Raw genomic sequence first — 13,757 nt, 5'->3', positions numbered from 1 at the left:
TCCGACCAGCGCGCGTCAGCGCGGCCTTCCCGCTGCATCGCAGCCTCCACCGCATTCCTTTGCGGCCGCGTGTCCCGCGGCCTAGGAAAAGAGCCGCTGCCCCGGCACCGAATCCAGCAGCTTGACGGTGTACTCGTGCTTCGGCGCCGAGAAGAGGCTGCGCACATCCCCCTGCTCGACGACCTGTCCCTTGCGCATGACCAGGACCTCGTCGCTGATGTGCTGGACCACGGCGAGGTCGTGCGAGATGAACAGGAAGGCCACGTCGGTCTTGGCCTGGATGTCGCGCAGCAGGTTCAGGATCTGGGCCTGGATCGAAACATCGAGCGCCGACACGGCCTCATCGCAGATGATGATCTCCGGCTCCGAGGCCAGCGCGCGCGCGATCACGATGCGCTGGCGTTGCCCGCCCGAGAACTGGTGCGGATAGCGCTCCAGCGCGGAGGTCGGCAGCCCCACCTTCTCGAGCAGTTCGGCCGCGCGGTCCTTCAGTTGCGAGGCTGGGCAGAGGCCGAAATTCCGCAGCGGCTCCGAGACGATCTGGTGGACCTTCATGCGCGGGTTGATCGAGGAGTACGGGTCCTGGAAGACCAGCTGGAGCTTGCGGCGCGCGGCGCGCAACGCCGAGCCCCTGAGCGCCAGCCAGTCGCGCCCGTCGATGTTCACCTGGCCGCTCGTGGGTTCGATCAGCCGCATGATCATCCGCGCCACCGTCGACTTGCCGCTGCCGCTCTCGCCCACGATGCTCAGGGTCTGGCCGCGCGCCAGGTTGAAGGAGACGCCGTCGACGGCGCGGAAGGTCTTGCTGCCGTCCTCGCTCTTTTTGGTCTTGTAGTCCTTGACGAGGTTGCGGGCCTCGAGAACGTGGGCATCGGCACGGGGTACCGGCATCGCTGCGGTGTTGGGCATCACGTGGCCTCCATCATTGAGTTCAGGTCCGCCAGCCGCGTCCTCTTGTCCAGTCGAAGCGCATGCGCACCCCGGTGGAAGGCCGGCCGTGCCGCCAGCAGCGCGGCAGTGTACGCATGGCGGGGCCGCTGCAGCACCTCGGTCACCACGCCGGTCTCGACGACGTCGCCGCGGTACATGACCATGACCTCGTCGCAGACGTCGCCGATCACGCCCAGGTCGTGCGAGATGAACACCACGGCCGTGCGGTACTCGCGCTGCAGGTCCTTGAGCAGCATCAGCACCTCGGCCTGCACCGTGACGTCCAGCGCCGTGGTCGGCTCGTCGGCCACGATCACCTTCGGGTCGCACATCATGGCCATCGCGATCATCACGCGCTGGCGCATCCCGCCCGAGAGCTCGTGCGGATAGCTCTTGAGCCGCTCCCTGGCCTTGGGGATCCGCACGCGGTCGAGCAATTGCACGGCCTTGGCCAGTGCCTCCTTGCGGCTGCAGCCGCTGTGCACCATCAGGGCTTCCGAGAGCTGATAGCCGATGCTCAGCACGGGATTGAGCGAGGTCATCGGTTCCTGGAAGACCATCGCCATCCGGTTGCCGCGCAGTTCGCGCAGCCGTTGCTCCGACGCGCCCACCAGTTCCTCGCCGGCGAGCCGGATGCTGCCGGCCGTCACCTTCAGGGGCGGGCTCAGCAGGCCCATCAGCGCAAGCGACGTCAGCGTCTTGCCGCTGCCGCTTTCGCCGACGATGCCGACGGTCTTCCCCTCGACCAGCGAGAAGTTGACGTCGCGCACGAGCGAGCTGTCGCCCTCCTCGCCGCCGACCGCGATCGACAGCCCCTTGACCTCGAGAACGTTGACGCTCATCACTTCTTTCCTTTGGGGTCGAACAGGTCACGGATGCTGTCGCCCAGCACATTGACCGCGAGGATCGTGAGCGCGAGCACGATGCCGGGATAGAGGATGGCCCAGAAGGCGACCTGCACCGACAGCCGGCCGCCGCTCATGATGTTGCCCCAGGTCGGCGTCTCCTGCGGCAGGCCGACGCCCAGGAAGCTCAGGTAGGCCTCCAGCAGGATCGCCGAGGCGCAGACGAAGGTGGCCTGCACCGCCAGCGGCCCGGCCGCGTTGGGCAGGATGTGGCGGTACAGGATCTGCGGCACCGTGCAGCCGGTCACGATGGCGGCCTGCACGAACTCCTGCTCGCGGATGGTCAGCACCACCGAGCGCACGAGCCGCGCCACGCGCGGGATCTCGGGGATGGTGATGGCGATCACCACGGTCTTGATGTCGGCGTTGAAGAGTGCCATCAGCGCCACGGCCAGTACGATGCCGGGCATGGACATGATGCCGTCCATGATGCGCATCAGGATCTTGTCCAGCGCGCTGAAGTAGCCGCTGACCAGGCCGATGGTGGTGCCGATGAGCAGCGCCAGCACCGTCACGGCCACGCCCACCACGAGGCTGACCCGGCCGCCGTAGAGGGTGCGCGTGAAAACGTCGCGGCCGAACGAGTCGGTGCCGAACCAGTGCGCCATCGATGGCGCCTGCAGGCGCTGCAGCGGTGCCATCGCCTTGGGATCGAAGCTCGTGAGCTGGCTGGCGAAGAGCGTCGACACGACCAGCAGCAGCAGGTAGGTCGCGCAGACGAGCGCGAGGATGTTGCGGGTTCTGAGCAGTTTCATGTGCGGACCCGTGGATCGACCATCACGTAGAGGATGTCAACGGCCAGGTTGACCAGGAAGTAGAGGCCGGAGAAGAGCAGCAGCAGCCCCTGGATCACCGGGTAGTCGCGGCGCAGCACCACGTCCACCGTGAGCCGGCCCAGGCCGGGAATGGCGAACACGCTTTCGGTGACCACCACGCCGCCGAGCAGCACCGCCACGCCGGCGCCGATGGTGGTGATGATCGGCGGCGAGGCGTTCTTGAGCGCATGGATGCCCAACACCACCAGCGGCCTGAGCCCCTTCGCCCGGGCCGTGCGGATGTAGTCCTGCTTCATCACCTCGATGATCGAGGAGCGCGTCATGCGTGCCACCAGCGACGCATAGGCCAGTCCCACCGTGACGGTCGGCAGCACCAGGTGATGCAGCGATTTGAGCGGGTCTTCGAAGATCGAGACATAGCCCTGGACCGGGAACAGGCCGGCCTGGATGGACAGCTCCCGCACCAGCCCGTAGCCGATGAGGAACACCGGCAGCGAGAAGCCCAGCACGACCATCACCATCACGATCCGGTCGATGAGCTTGCCCTGGTGGATGCCCGCCACCACGCCCAGCGGCACGGCGACCGTGACCGAGAACAGGGTGGCGCACAGGGTCAGCATCAGCGTGGGTTCCAGCCGCTGGCCGATGAGCTCGGTCACGGGGATGTGCGCGAACAGCGACATGCCCAGGTCGCCCTGGACGACGTGGCCCGCCCACCGCAGGAAACTCAGGATCAGCGGCTGGTCGAGGCCGAGCTGGGCGCGAATGGCGACCAGCTCCGCCGGCGTGGCGTTGTCGCCGGCCATGATGATGGCCGGGTCGCCAGGGCTGAGTCGCAGCATCAGGAAAATGAAGAGGGCCACGATGACGACCACCGGAATGGTCGCCATCAGCCGGGAGAGAATCAGCCTTGGCATGACGTGCGCTGCGCGTTACTTCGAGACGTTCCAGAACACTGGAATCGACGAATTGATCATTCCCTTGAGCTCCTTGCTGAGCGCCGCGGGCTGGGCGAACTGGCCCCAGACGACGGAAGGCGTGGTCTCGTAGGCCAGCTTCTGGATGTCGGCCGCCAATTCCTTCTGCTTGGCGAGGTCCGCGGTCTCGCGGAACTCGGCGAGCTTCTTCGTGATGCGCTCGTCGCAGGACCAGCCCGGGTAGTCGGCGCAGTTGCTGCCGATGTAGAGGTTGGTGAGCGGGTTGGCCATGTCGTAACCCGCGTTGTGCACGGAGAACATGTGCCATCCGGTCTTCGAGGCCCGCTTGGACACCACGCTGCCCCAGTCCATGCTCTGGAGGTCGACGTTGAAGCCGACTTCGCGCAGCGACTGGGCCAGCACTTCGGCCGACACGCGCGGCGCCTCGATGTCCGTGCCCTGCAGGATGGTGATCTTCTCGCCCTTGTACTTGGTCTTGGCCAGGGCGGCCTTGGCCGCCGCGATGCTGCGCGGCGCGACGAGTTCGCTGCCCGCATTGGTCTCGTAGGTCCCGCCGCAGCTGAAGTAGGCCAGGCAGTTCGTGACCGCGTACTCGGGCGGCACGCCCAGCGCGGCCATGAACTTCGACGAGTCGACGGCCATGTTGACAACGCGCCGGATCGCCGGGTCGTCGAAGGGCTTCTCGAGGTGGTTCAGGCGGAAGTGGCCCATGAACATGCCCGCGCCCTTGGCGCTCACGAGCTGGACGCTCGGGTCCTTCTGCAGCAGCTTCAGCATGTCGAAGCTCGGGTACTGCACATAGTCGACCTCGCCGGCCTGCAGCGCCGAGATGGCGGTGTTCGCATCAGGGATGACCTTCCATATCACCCGGTCCACCTTGGCGACCTTGCCGCCCGCCAGGAAGTCCACGGCCTCCTTGCGCGGCACGTAGTCCTTGAAGCGCTCGAAGGTCATCTGGCTGCCGGGCTTCCACTCGCTGCGCTTGAAGACGAAGGGACCCGAGCCGATGATCTCGGGCACCTGCTCGCTCAGGGGCGTCTTGGCCAGGCGCGCCGGCATGATGAAGGGCACCATCGCCGAGGGCTTGCCCAACGTCTGCAGCACCTGGCCGTAGGGCTTGCCCAGTGTCAGGACGATGGTCTTCTCGTCGGTCGCGACCAGGCTCTTGGTGGCCGCCGTGAGGGCCTTGCCCAGGGCGTCCTTCTGGCCCCAGCGCTGCAGCGAGGCCACCACGTCGGCCGAGGTGACCTTGCTGCCGTCATGGAACTTGAGGCCGTCACGCAGGACGAACTTGTAGACCATCTTGTCGGGGCTGATGTCGAAGCTCTCGAGCATCTGCGGCTTGACCGAGCCGTCCTCGGCCTGCGAGAACAGCGTGTCGTACACCATGAAGCCGAAGGTGCGCGTGATGTAGACCGTGGTGAACGACGGGTCGAGTACCCGCACGTCCGCCTCCAGCACGGCGGTCAGCGTCTTCTTGTCGTGGAGTTGGGCATGGGCGGCGGTGACGCCGAGCAGCGCGGCGACGGCGCTCAGTTGCAGGGTCCGGGCGAGGCGGGAAAGAACGGGGCTCATCTTCAATACTCCATCGGTCAACGGGCGGAATGGGTGGGGCGGCGGTCTTGCCACTGCAGCTGGGTTTCCAGCTGCGCCGCGATCTGCAGCAGCAGGTCTTCGCGGCCTTCGCTGGCGACGATCTGGATGCCGATCGGCAGTCCGGACTTCGACACGGTCAACGGCACGGAGATGGCCGGCTGGCCGGTGACGTTGAAGGGTCGCGCCATGGCCGAGATGACCTTGCCCTTGTGGAAGGGCGCCCAGGGGTCGTCGGTCGTGCGGAACGCGCCCAGCTTGGGCGGCAGTTCGCAGACCGTGGGCGTGACCAGGATGTCGTAGTCGTTCCACCAGCTCTCGACATCGCGCGACCACGCGTGCAGCCGCTCCAGCGCACGCACGTACTGCACGGCGTTGTAGGTCTGGCCGTCCTGGAGGTACACCCAGTTCAGCGGCTCGATGTCCGACTCGACGATCTTCCGGCCGATGCGCTCGCCCCAGGCTTCCAGCGAGGCGGCGGTCCAGGTGCGGATGATCACGCCGACGTTGCTCATCATCACGTCGTTGTCGAGCGCGCGCGGATGCGACTCGTCGACCGCGTGGCCCATGCCCTCGAGCAGCCGGCCGCACAGCCGGGTGGCCTCGATCACTTCGGGGTCCATCGGGTATTCGTTGCCGGGCGTCTGCAGCATCAGGCCCGCGCGCAGCCGCGGCGGCGCGATCCGATGGACGCCTTCATAGCCGCCCGCAGGCGCCGCCTGCAGCGGGCCGTAGGGGTCGCCGGGCATCGGCTGGCCCAGGATGTCCAGCACCGCCGCGCTGTCGCGCACGGTCCGGGTGACCACGTGGCGGCTCACCATGCCGGCCCAGCCTTCGCTTTCGACCGGCCCTAGCGAGACGCGGCCGCGCGAGGGCTTCAGGCCGACCAGGCCGCATTCGCTGGCTGGCACGCGGATGGAGCCGCCGCCGTCGCCCGCGTGGGCCAGCGGCACCATGCGGGCCGCGACCGCCGCGGCCGAGCCGCCGCTGGAGCCGCCGGTCGAATGTTCGAGGTTGTAGGGGTTGCGGGTCGGGCCGTGCGCCAGCGGCTCGGTGGTCGTCATGGTCCCGAGCTCGGGCGTGTTGGTCTTGCCCACGACGATGAAGCCGGCGTCCTTGAGGCGGCGGAACAAGGTCGAGTCCTCGGTCTCCTTCCAGCCCAGTTCCTTCAGGAACTTCATGCCGCCGTGGTAGGGCTCGCCGGCCAGCGTACCGTCGAGGTCCTTCACGAGGATCGGCACGCCGCGGAAGCGGCCGGTGCCGTTCTGCGCGCGACGGGCTTCGTCGAGCGCACGCTCGTAGCGTGGATGGATGACCGCATGCACATCGCCATTGACCTGCTCGATGCGATCGATGGCCGCTTCGACCATCTCGACGGCGCTGACCTCGCCGCTGGCGACCAGTTCCGCGCAGGCCACCGCATCCAGTTCGCTCAACTTTCTATCCATATGTACCTCGTGATGCCCGTTCGGGCGTTGTTGGAAAAATGACTTCGCAGTGCCTGCAATTTTCAGACCATATCAGTCATACCTCACATCGTATTTACCCGAATGGTCATTTTTATCTACCGAATGGTCCAAATTCATCCAAAAAGCTCTGGCTCGGTGCCATCGGGCACAGCCCTGGTGCGACGTGGGTTCCGATTCGGTGCAAGTCTGGCGATGCGCGGAGCCGGGCCCCGCACGATGCCCCGTCGATTGGTCTTCTCATTGGAAGAACTCTGCTTTTTCTCGAGTGATGCACGCCGGGATGCGGTGCATCACGCACCTTTCGCCCCCCGTGTTCGGTTGAAGATCCACCCAAGGAAGCATCGACCGTTCGCATTGAAAGGGTCTACCCGATGTGTACGTTCGGGCAGAAAGATACTATGATTCAGCCACAAATCGCCGAAAGTTGGCATAAAAATGACCGAATGTGTTGTGAACGAAGCGCGTGCCGGCGCTCAGAACGAGGCCAGTGCCGCCAAGGGGCGGTTCGACGTCGCCATCATTGGCGCCGGCGTGGTCGGCTGCGCCGTGGCCCGCCGCTTCGCGCTGGCCGGCGCGCGGGTCGTGCTGATCGAGAAGGGGGCGGACCTGCTGTCGGGCGCATCCAAGGCGAACAGCGCCATCCTCCACACCGGCTTCGATGCGCCGCCGGACAGCCTGGAGCACGCCCTGGTCCAGGCGGGCCGGGAGGAATACCTTCAGATCGCCGACGGACTCAACCTCCCGCTGGTGCAGACCGGCGCGCTGGTGTGCGCCTGGGACGCGCAGCAGGCCGACAAGCTGGCCGCCATCGAGGCGCAGGGCCGGCGCAACGGGGTGCAGAAGCTTCGCATGCTCGGCGCGAAGGAAGCGCGGCAGTCCATGCCGCACCTGTCCGAGCGGCTGGTGCAGGCGCTGGAGGTGGTCGACGAGCACGTGATCGACCCGTGGTCGGCCCCGCTCGCCTACCTGACCCAGGCCGTGGCGCTGGGCGCGGTGTTCCTGCGCCATGCCGAACTCGTGCGAGGCAGCTTCGACGGCGGCTGGCACCTGCAGACCACCGCGGGCCGGGTCGAGGCCGCGTCGGTCGTGAACGCCGCGGGACTGTTCGGCGACCTCGTCGACGAGCGGCTGGGCCTGCCCCGCAGCTTCGAGATCCGGCCGCGCAAGGGCCAGTTCGTGGTGCTCGACAAGGCCGCCGCGCGCTACGTGCCGCGCATCGTCCTGCCCGTGCCCACCGAGATCACCAAGGGCATCGTGGTGTGCCCCACGGCCTTCGGGAACGTGCTCGTCGGCCCGACCGCCGAGGAGCAGGAAGACCGGGACCGGGCCACGGTCGAGCAGGCCACGCTGGAGATGCTGCTGCGCAAGGCGGCCGAGATCGTGCCCGCGCTCGCGGCCATTCCGGTGACCGCGGTGTATGCGGGCCTGCGCCCCGCGACCGAGGACAAGGCCTACCGGGTCTTCGTGCGCGCCGAACAGCGCGTCATCACGCTGGGCGGGATCCGCTCGACCGGCCTGAGCGCCGCGCTGGGCCTGGCCCAGCATGCGCTGCAGCTGCATGCGGGCTTCGGCACCGTCGCGCACGCGTCGCCTGCCGTGCCTACGGTGCGCATGCCCAACCTCGCGGAATGCCGGCCGCGCGACTGGCAGGCGCCCGACCATGGCGAGATCGTCTGCCACTGCGAGCTGGTGACCAGGCGCGAGATCGTGGCTGCCCTGAACAGCCCCGTGCCCCCGGGTGATTTCGGCGGGCTGCGCCGACGCACGCGGGCCGGCATGGGCCGTTGCCAGGGCTTCTACTGCAACGCCAGGCTGGCCGACATGACGCAGGACCTCTGGACTGCGCCGCTGGCCGTCAAGGCCGGGGAAGCAACCCGATGAGCGCGACCCATGATGTGATCGTCGTGGGCGGCGGCCCCTCGGGCGTCGCGGCGGCCGTGGAACTGCGACGGCGCGGCGTGAGGGACGTGGTGCTGCTCGACCGCGAATCCGAACTCGGCGGCGCGACGCGCCATTGCAGCCACTCGCCCTTCGGCATGCGGGAGTTCCATCGCGTCTACCTCGGCGCGAGCTACGGTCGCCGACTGCAGCAGGAGGCACTGGCCGCTGGCGTCGATGTCCGCACCTCGCACTCGGTGGTGCGCCTGGGCGACGACGGCGAACTGCTGGTGAGCAGCCCGCAGGGCGTTTCCAGCCTGCGGGGCCGCCGCATCGTCACCTCCACCGGCGCCCGAGAAACACCGCGTTCGGCGCGGCTGGTGTCGGGGGACCGGCCGCTGGGCGTGCTGACCACCGGCGCCCTGCAGTCCTATGTGGCCTTCCACGGGCTCATGCCTTTCCGCAGGCCGGTGATCGTCGGCTCCGAACTGGTGTCCTTGTCTGCTCTGCTCACCTGCGTCTCCCACGGTGCCAGGCCCGTGGCGATGCTCGAGGCCAACGCGCGGGCAACCGCCAAACAACCGCTGACTTGGCTGCCGACGGTCCTGGGCATCCCGTTCCACCGCGGCGCGGAGATCGTCGACATCCAGGGTCGCCAGCGGGTCGAGTCGGTCACGCTCCGGCGCGGCGAGGTCCTGACCAGCATCGCCTGCGATGGCGTGCTGTTCACGGGCCGATTCACGCCCGAGGCGTCGCTGCACATGCTCTCCGGCCTGGGCATTGCCGACGGCAGCGGCGCGCCGCTGGTAGACCAGTACGGCCGGCTGCAGAATCCGCTCTACTTCGCCGCCGGCAACGTGCTGCGGGCCGTCGAGACCGGCGGCTGGGCTTTTCGCGAGGGTCGGGCGGTCGGAAGAGCCGTCGCCGAAGACCTGTCGCGGCCGGCTTCGGCGTGCCAGCCCGTGCGGGTCCACTTCGACGCGCCGATCAAGCTGGTCGTGCCGGGCCTGGTCAGCAGCGGTGACCGCATGGCGGTCAACGCCTTCCGGCACTTCCAGCTGCGCATGACGTGCGCGGCGGTCGGACGCATCACGCTGCTGCTCGACGGCCTCCCGGCTTGGCAGCAGAGCGGCCGCTGGTTGCCCGAGCGGCGCATCCTGGTGCCGATGCCGCCCGGTGCGCCGGACGCCGGCCGGATTTCGTTTGTCTTCGAGGAGAAAGCCTGAATGCGGATTGCAGCGATCGACCAGGGAACGACCTCCACCCGCTGCCTGGTGGTGGAAGCACAGGGCGTGAAGCTGGCCGCTTCACTGCGCCATGCGCGACACCACCCCGCGGCGGGATGGGTCGAGCACGACCCCGAGGAACTGCTCGCGAACGTGCGCACGGTGCTCGACGCCGCGGGCCCGGTCGACGCGATCGCCCTCGCCAACCAGGGCGAGAGCTGCCTGGCCTGGGACGCGGCGACCGGCCAGGCCCTGTCGCCGGTCATCGTCTGGCAGGACGCGCGCACCGAAGCCGCGCTCAAGGCCCGGGGCGAGGCGGCGGACCGGCGCTCGCGCGAGATCACCGGCCTGCCGCTGGACCCCTACTTCTCCGCCAGCAAGCTGGCCTGGCTGGTGGCGCACGTGCCCGCGGTGTCACAGGCGCGGCGCGCCAAACGCCTGCGACTCGGTACGACCGATGCCTTCTTCCTCCAGCGCCTCACGGGCCAGTGCCTGACCGACGTGGCCACCGCCTCGCGCACCGGCCTGATGGACCTGGCGCGGCTGGCATGGAGCCCCGAGATGTGCGAGGCCCATGGCGTGCCCATCGAATGCCTGCCGCGCATCGTGCCGGTCGATGAAGGCTTCGGCTGCATCGAGGGCGTACCGGTGCTGGCCTCCATCGTGGACCAGCAAGCCGCGCTGTATGGCCACGGCTGCAGGGCGCCGGGCGACAGCAAGATCACCTTCGGCACTGGCGCCTTCTTCCTGGCGATCACGGGGCCGCAGCGCCCGGCGCCGTCCGACCTGCTGCCGACCGTGGCATGGCAGATGAAGGGGAAGCCGCCGGTCTATGCCGTCGAGGGCGGGATCTATGACGCGGGCGCCGCGCTGGAATGGGCACGCACCCTCGGCCTCTTCTCCTCGCTCGAGGAACTCGAGACCTTCGAAGGTCCATCCGCACTCAGCCGGGGCATCGTCTTCGTCCCCGCGCTGTCGGGCCTGGCGGCACCGCACTGGGACCGAACGGCCGCGCCGCTGTTCATCGGCATGGACCACGCCACCGACCGCCGCGACCTCGTGCGCGCGGTGCTCGAGGGCATCGCCATGCTGACGGCCGGACTGGTGGACGCCGCCGCCCGGAACTGCGGCCTGAGCGACACCCTCTCCATCGATGGCGGCCTGTCGCAGAGCCACTACTTCGCGCAGTTCCTGGCCTCGGCTTGCGGGCGGACGGTCACGGTGCCGTCGATGTACGAACTGAGCGCCCTGGGCCTGGCCGGCCTCTGCGGCGTGGACGTGGGAACGATGCGGGGCACGCTGCGCACCTTCCGGCCGGACGGCCTGGTGGGCGCCGAGGACCATCGGCGCTTCGCATCGGCCCTGGCCCGCGCGCAGCACTGGCGCCAGTGAGCGCCCCCCGATTCCAAGATTTTTTCAACGAGCCTTTCAACAGGCGGAGGTAGAGCAATGCGTAAGATTTTCCTGGCCTGTCCCTACGGTCACGACGACAAGGAGGTGGTGGCGCAGCGCTTCCAGCTGTCCAACAGGGTCGCCGCCCGGATCGTGAAAACCGGCTGCGCCGTCTTCAGCCAGGTGTCCATGTCGCACCCGATCAACGGCGAACTCACGGGCCTGGACAAGGCGGGCATCGGCAAGCTCTGGGCACCGGTGGACCAGGTCTTCATGGACGCCATGGAGGAACTCATCGTCATCGACGCCCCGGGCTGGAAAGACAGCGCAGGTGTCGCCCGCGAGATGCAGATCTTCAAGGACCGCGGCTGCCCGGTCCATCTGTGGAGCGTGGTGGAAGCCAGCTTCGCGGCGAACTGACTGCCGCGCGGGCCATGCGGAAGCCGCGTGCAGTCCAGGTCGGCAAAAGACATGGAATAGACTTGTAGAGCAAAGGATCAGGGCGCGCCCGCAAGAATGAAACCAATAGAACGTCGAGAACAGATTGTGCGATTGGTGCGCGAGAACAGCCGCGTTTCAGTCGAGGATTTGGCCGGGATGCTCGGTGCGTCCAAGGAAACCGTTCGACGCGACCTCTCCGGCCTGGCAGAGGAAGGGCGCATCCGCAAGGTACATGGCAGCGCGGTCCTGCCCGAGGCCACGAGCGAGAACTCGTTCGACATCCGGATGAACGAGAGTGCGCCGCACAAGAAGCGCATCGCCAGGCGTGCCGCGCAGTTGTTCAAGCCCGGCGATTCGCTGTTCATCGACACCGGCACCACCACGCTGATGTTCGCCGAGGCGCTCGCCGAGTCCACGGGCCTGACGGTGATCACCAACTCGGCGTCCATCGCGCGCGTGATCGGCCAGGGACGGGGCAAGAACAAGGTGTTCCTGCTCGGCGGCGAATACCGCGAGGAGTCGAGCCAGAACCTGGGAAGCTTCGTGCTCGAGCAGATCTCACGCTTCCGCGCCGACCACGCCGTGCTGACGGTGGGCGCTATTTCCCAGTTCGGCGCGATGGACTTCGCGCTCGAGGAATCGGATGTGGCGCGCGCCATGGTGGCGCATGCCAGGTCGGTCACGGTGCTCGCCGACTCCTCCAAGCTGGGCAGGGAGGCCCTCTTCCCCTGGAGTCCGCTGGCCGGCATCCAGCGCCTGGTCACAAATCGGATGCCGGAGGACATGGCGCTCGCCAACGCCCTGGGCGTCGCGCGCGTCGAAGTCATCCTGGCCGATGACGCCAGCCTCTGAGGCGCCTGTCTTGGGGCGCGCTACGTCTCGGCGCGCCGAAGCTGCCACGCCACGGTCAACAGCCCCACGCTACCGATGACCGCCAGCACCACCGCGGCGCTCGACAGCGCCTGACCCAACGCAGCGGGCGTGCCGCCGAAAACGCGCTCGGCCACCAGCGCGATCAGCGTGGGCGCCACCGCCGACCCCATGATCCCCACCCAGGCGAAATGCACGCCCGTGACCTTGCCGACCACCGCGCTCGGCGTGAGCTGGACCACCGTGGCGGTGCCGATGGTGAACAGGCTCGTCGCAGCCAGACTCAACAGCGCGATCAGGCACCAGGCCACCCATACCGAAGGTGCACCGGGGATCAGGAAAGCGGGCACCGACACCGCGGCACAGAGCAGCCCGCCCAGCATCGGAACGGCCGCCACGCCATAGCGTTTGCGCACCAGGTCCACCAGGAAGCCGGCGCCGAACTGGCTGGAGGTGCTCAGCAGCAAGGTGATCAGGCCGAAGACCAGGCCGATCTCGCCGGCCGCGAGTTTCCAGGTGCGGCCCATCAACGCCGGGATCCAGGTCGAGAAGCCGGTGAGCAGCATGATGGTGGCGGCGTTGGCCAGGAACAGCGGCACGAAGAGGCGCCACGGGATCGGCGCCTTGGGCGCCGCCGGCCGGTCGGGCTGTACTGGGTCCGGCGCCTGCCAGCGGCGCACCGGTTCGGGAAAGCTGAACACCAGCAGCGCCACCGGCAGCGAGGCCAGGCCGCAGGCGATCAGCACCAGCTGCCAGCTCTTCACCACGCCCAGCAGCGGCAAGTTCAGGCTGCCGCTCTCACCCACCACCGTGAGGATGGCGCCGCCGGCCAGCAGCGCACAGCCGCCGCCCAGGCTCGCCCCCATCGCCCAGATGGCCACGGCACGGCCGCGGAACTGGGGCGCGAACGCATCCTTGATCAGGGACATGCTCGCCGGACCGCAGGCGGACTCGCCGATCCCCACCCCGCAGCGGCCCAGGAACAATGCGGCATAGCTCGACGCCGTTCCGCAGAACACGGTGGCTGTGCCCCACACGCCGATGGCGCCGGCCAGGATCTTGCGGCGTGAGAAACGGTCCACCAGCATGCCCACCAGGAAGCCGCCGACAGCATAGGTGATGATGAAGGCGGCACCGATCAGCAGGCTGATCTCGGTGTCGGAAATCCCGAGGTCCCGCTTGATGGGCTGCACCAGCAGCGGCAATGCGGTTCGGTCGATGAACGCGATCGCGTTCACCAGGCACAGGATGGCGACCATGCGCCACTGCGCACGGGTGGGTGCCACGTTGTCGAGGCTGGTTTGCATACTGTCTCCGTTGTGTTTGATTCGAACTTGCT

The 13,757-nt window shown here is 68.0% G+C and carries 12 protein-coding genes; 5 read left to right on the top strand and 7 right to left on the bottom strand.

Annotation, left to right across the window (positions count from 1 at the left end):
• Positions 1–81: 81 nt before the first annotated feature.
• From K0H49_RS26760 to K0H49_RS26735, 6 genes are read right to left on the bottom strand one after another with little or no spacing between them, the layout of a single operon-like run.
• Positions 82–909, bottom strand: coding sequence for an ATP-binding cassette domain-containing protein (locus tag K0H49_RS26760; RefSeq protein WP_219219380.1), 828 nt, complete (start codon positions 907–909; stop codon positions 82–84).
• Complete coding sequence (locus K0H49_RS26755; protein WP_219219378.1) at positions 909–1,772, bottom strand: ABC transporter ATP-binding protein; 864 nt, start codon at positions 1,770–1,772, stop codon at positions 909–911. Before K0H49_RS26755 ends, K0H49_RS26760 begins: the two co-directional genes overlap by 1 nt.
• On the bottom strand, positions 1,772–2,590 hold the full coding sequence (locus K0H49_RS26750) for an ABC transporter permease (protein WP_219219376.1): 819 nt from the start codon (positions 2,588–2,590) through the stop codon (positions 1,772–1,774). Before K0H49_RS26750 ends, K0H49_RS26755 begins: the two co-directional genes overlap by 1 nt.
• On the bottom strand, positions 2,587–3,528 hold the full coding sequence (locus K0H49_RS26745; RefSeq protein WP_219219374.1) for an ABC transporter permease: 942 nt from the start codon (positions 3,526–3,528) through the stop codon (positions 2,587–2,589). The genes K0H49_RS26750 and K0H49_RS26745 overlap by 4 nt, the downstream gene beginning before the upstream one ends.
• A 15-nt stretch (positions 3,529–3,543) precedes the next feature.
• A complete protein-coding gene (locus K0H49_RS26740) occupies positions 3,544–5,124 on the bottom strand; it encodes an ABC transporter substrate-binding protein (RefSeq protein WP_219219372.1) in 1,581 nt (526 codons plus the stop codon).
• 17 nt (positions 5,125–5,141) lie between these two features.
• A complete protein-coding gene (locus tag K0H49_RS26735) occupies positions 5,142–6,578 on the bottom strand; it encodes an amidase (protein WP_219219370.1) in 1,437 nt (478 codons plus the stop codon).
• Positions 6,579–7,046: 468 nt separating this feature from the next.
• On the opposite strand from K0H49_RS26735, the gene K0H49_RS26730 reads away from it, so the two are divergent.
• The 5 genes from K0H49_RS26730 to K0H49_RS26710 all read left to right on the top strand — a co-directional run bounded on the left by K0H49_RS26730 (position 7,047) and on the right by K0H49_RS26710 (position 12,400).
• Positions 7,047–8,492: an NAD(P)/FAD-dependent oxidoreductase gene (locus tag K0H49_RS26730; protein WP_219219368.1), complete on the top strand. Its 1,446-nt coding sequence runs from the start codon at positions 7,047–7,049 to the stop codon at positions 8,490–8,492.
• Positions 8,489–9,715 carry an NAD(P)/FAD-dependent oxidoreductase gene (locus K0H49_RS26725; RefSeq protein WP_219219366.1) on the top strand — a complete coding sequence of 409 codons (1,227 nt, stop codon included), beginning with the start codon at positions 8,489–8,491 and terminating at the stop codon, positions 9,713–9,715. The genes K0H49_RS26730 and K0H49_RS26725 overlap by 4 nt, the downstream gene beginning before the upstream one ends.
• Positions 9,716–11,107 carry an FGGY family carbohydrate kinase gene (locus tag K0H49_RS26720; protein WP_219219364.1) on the top strand — a complete coding sequence of 464 codons (1,392 nt, stop codon included), beginning with the start codon at positions 9,716–9,718 and terminating at the stop codon, positions 11,105–11,107.
• 57 nt (positions 11,108–11,164) lie between these two features.
• Positions 11,165–11,527 carry a DUF1937 family protein gene (locus K0H49_RS26715; protein WP_219219362.1) on the top strand — a complete coding sequence of 121 codons (363 nt, stop codon included), beginning with the start codon at positions 11,165–11,167 and terminating at the stop codon, positions 11,525–11,527.
• Between the two features lie 96 nt (positions 11,528–11,623).
• Positions 11,624–12,400 carry a DeoR/GlpR family DNA-binding transcription regulator gene (locus tag K0H49_RS26710; protein WP_257625233.1) on the top strand — a complete coding sequence of 259 codons (777 nt, stop codon included), beginning with the start codon at positions 11,624–11,626 and terminating at the stop codon, positions 12,398–12,400.
• A 20-nt stretch (positions 12,401–12,420) separates the two neighbouring features.
• On the opposite strand, the gene K0H49_RS26705 is transcribed toward K0H49_RS26710, so the two are convergent.
• Positions 12,421–13,725 carry an MFS transporter gene (locus tag K0H49_RS26705; protein WP_219219357.1) on the bottom strand — a complete coding sequence of 435 codons (1,305 nt, stop codon included), beginning with the start codon at positions 13,723–13,725 and terminating at the stop codon, positions 12,421–12,423.
• Between the last annotated feature and the right edge of the window lie 32 nt (positions 13,726–13,757).

Origin of the sequence: Variovorax boronicumulans (assembly GCF_019352895.1) — a bacterium.
GTDB classification, from domain to species: domain Bacteria; phylum Pseudomonadota; class Gammaproteobacteria; order Burkholderiales; family Burkholderiaceae_C; genus Variovorax; species Variovorax boronicumulans_A.
Note: the sequence above shows the minus strand (reverse complement) of the source record. Positions and strands in the feature narration are given on the sequence as shown.

Excerpts from the sequence above, each read along its gene's own strand:
- K0H49_RS26760 (WP_219219380.1), bottom strand. The coding sequence starts at position 909 with ATGCCCAACACCGCAGCGATGCCGGTACCCCGTGCCGATGCCCACGTT.
- K0H49_RS26755 (WP_219219378.1), bottom strand. The coding sequence starts at position 1,772 with ATGAGCGTCAACGTTCTCGAGGTCAAGGGGCTGTCGATCGCGGTCGGC.
- K0H49_RS26750 (WP_219219376.1), bottom strand. The coding sequence starts at position 2,590 with ATGAAACTGCTCAGAACCCGCAACATCCTCGCGCTCGTCTGCGCGACC.
- K0H49_RS26745 (WP_219219374.1), bottom strand. The coding sequence starts at position 3,528 with ATGCCAAGGCTGATTCTCTCCCGGCTGATGGCGACCATTCCGGTGGTC.
- K0H49_RS26740 (WP_219219372.1), bottom strand. The coding sequence starts at position 5,124 with ATGAGCCCCGTTCTTTCCCGCCTCGCCCGGACCCTGCAACTGAGCGCC.
- K0H49_RS26730 (WP_219219368.1), top strand. The coding sequence starts at position 7,047 with ATGACCGAATGTGTTGTGAACGAAGCGCGTGCCGGCGCTCAGAACGAG.
- K0H49_RS26725 (WP_219219366.1), top strand. The coding sequence starts at position 8,489 with ATGAGCGCGACCCATGATGTGATCGTCGTGGGCGGCGGCCCCTCGGGC.
- K0H49_RS26720 (WP_219219364.1), top strand. The coding sequence starts at position 9,716 with ATGCGGATTGCAGCGATCGACCAGGGAACGACCTCCACCCGCTGCCTG.
- K0H49_RS26715 (WP_219219362.1), top strand. The coding sequence starts at position 11,165 with ATGCGTAAGATTTTCCTGGCCTGTCCCTACGGTCACGACGACAAGGAG.
- K0H49_RS26710 (WP_257625233.1), top strand. The coding sequence starts at position 11,624 with ATGAAACCAATAGAACGTCGAGAACAGATTGTGCGATTGGTGCGCGAG.
- K0H49_RS26705 (WP_219219357.1), bottom strand. The coding sequence starts at position 13,725 with ATGCAAACCAGCCTCGACAACGTGGCACCCACCCGTGCGCAGTGGCGC.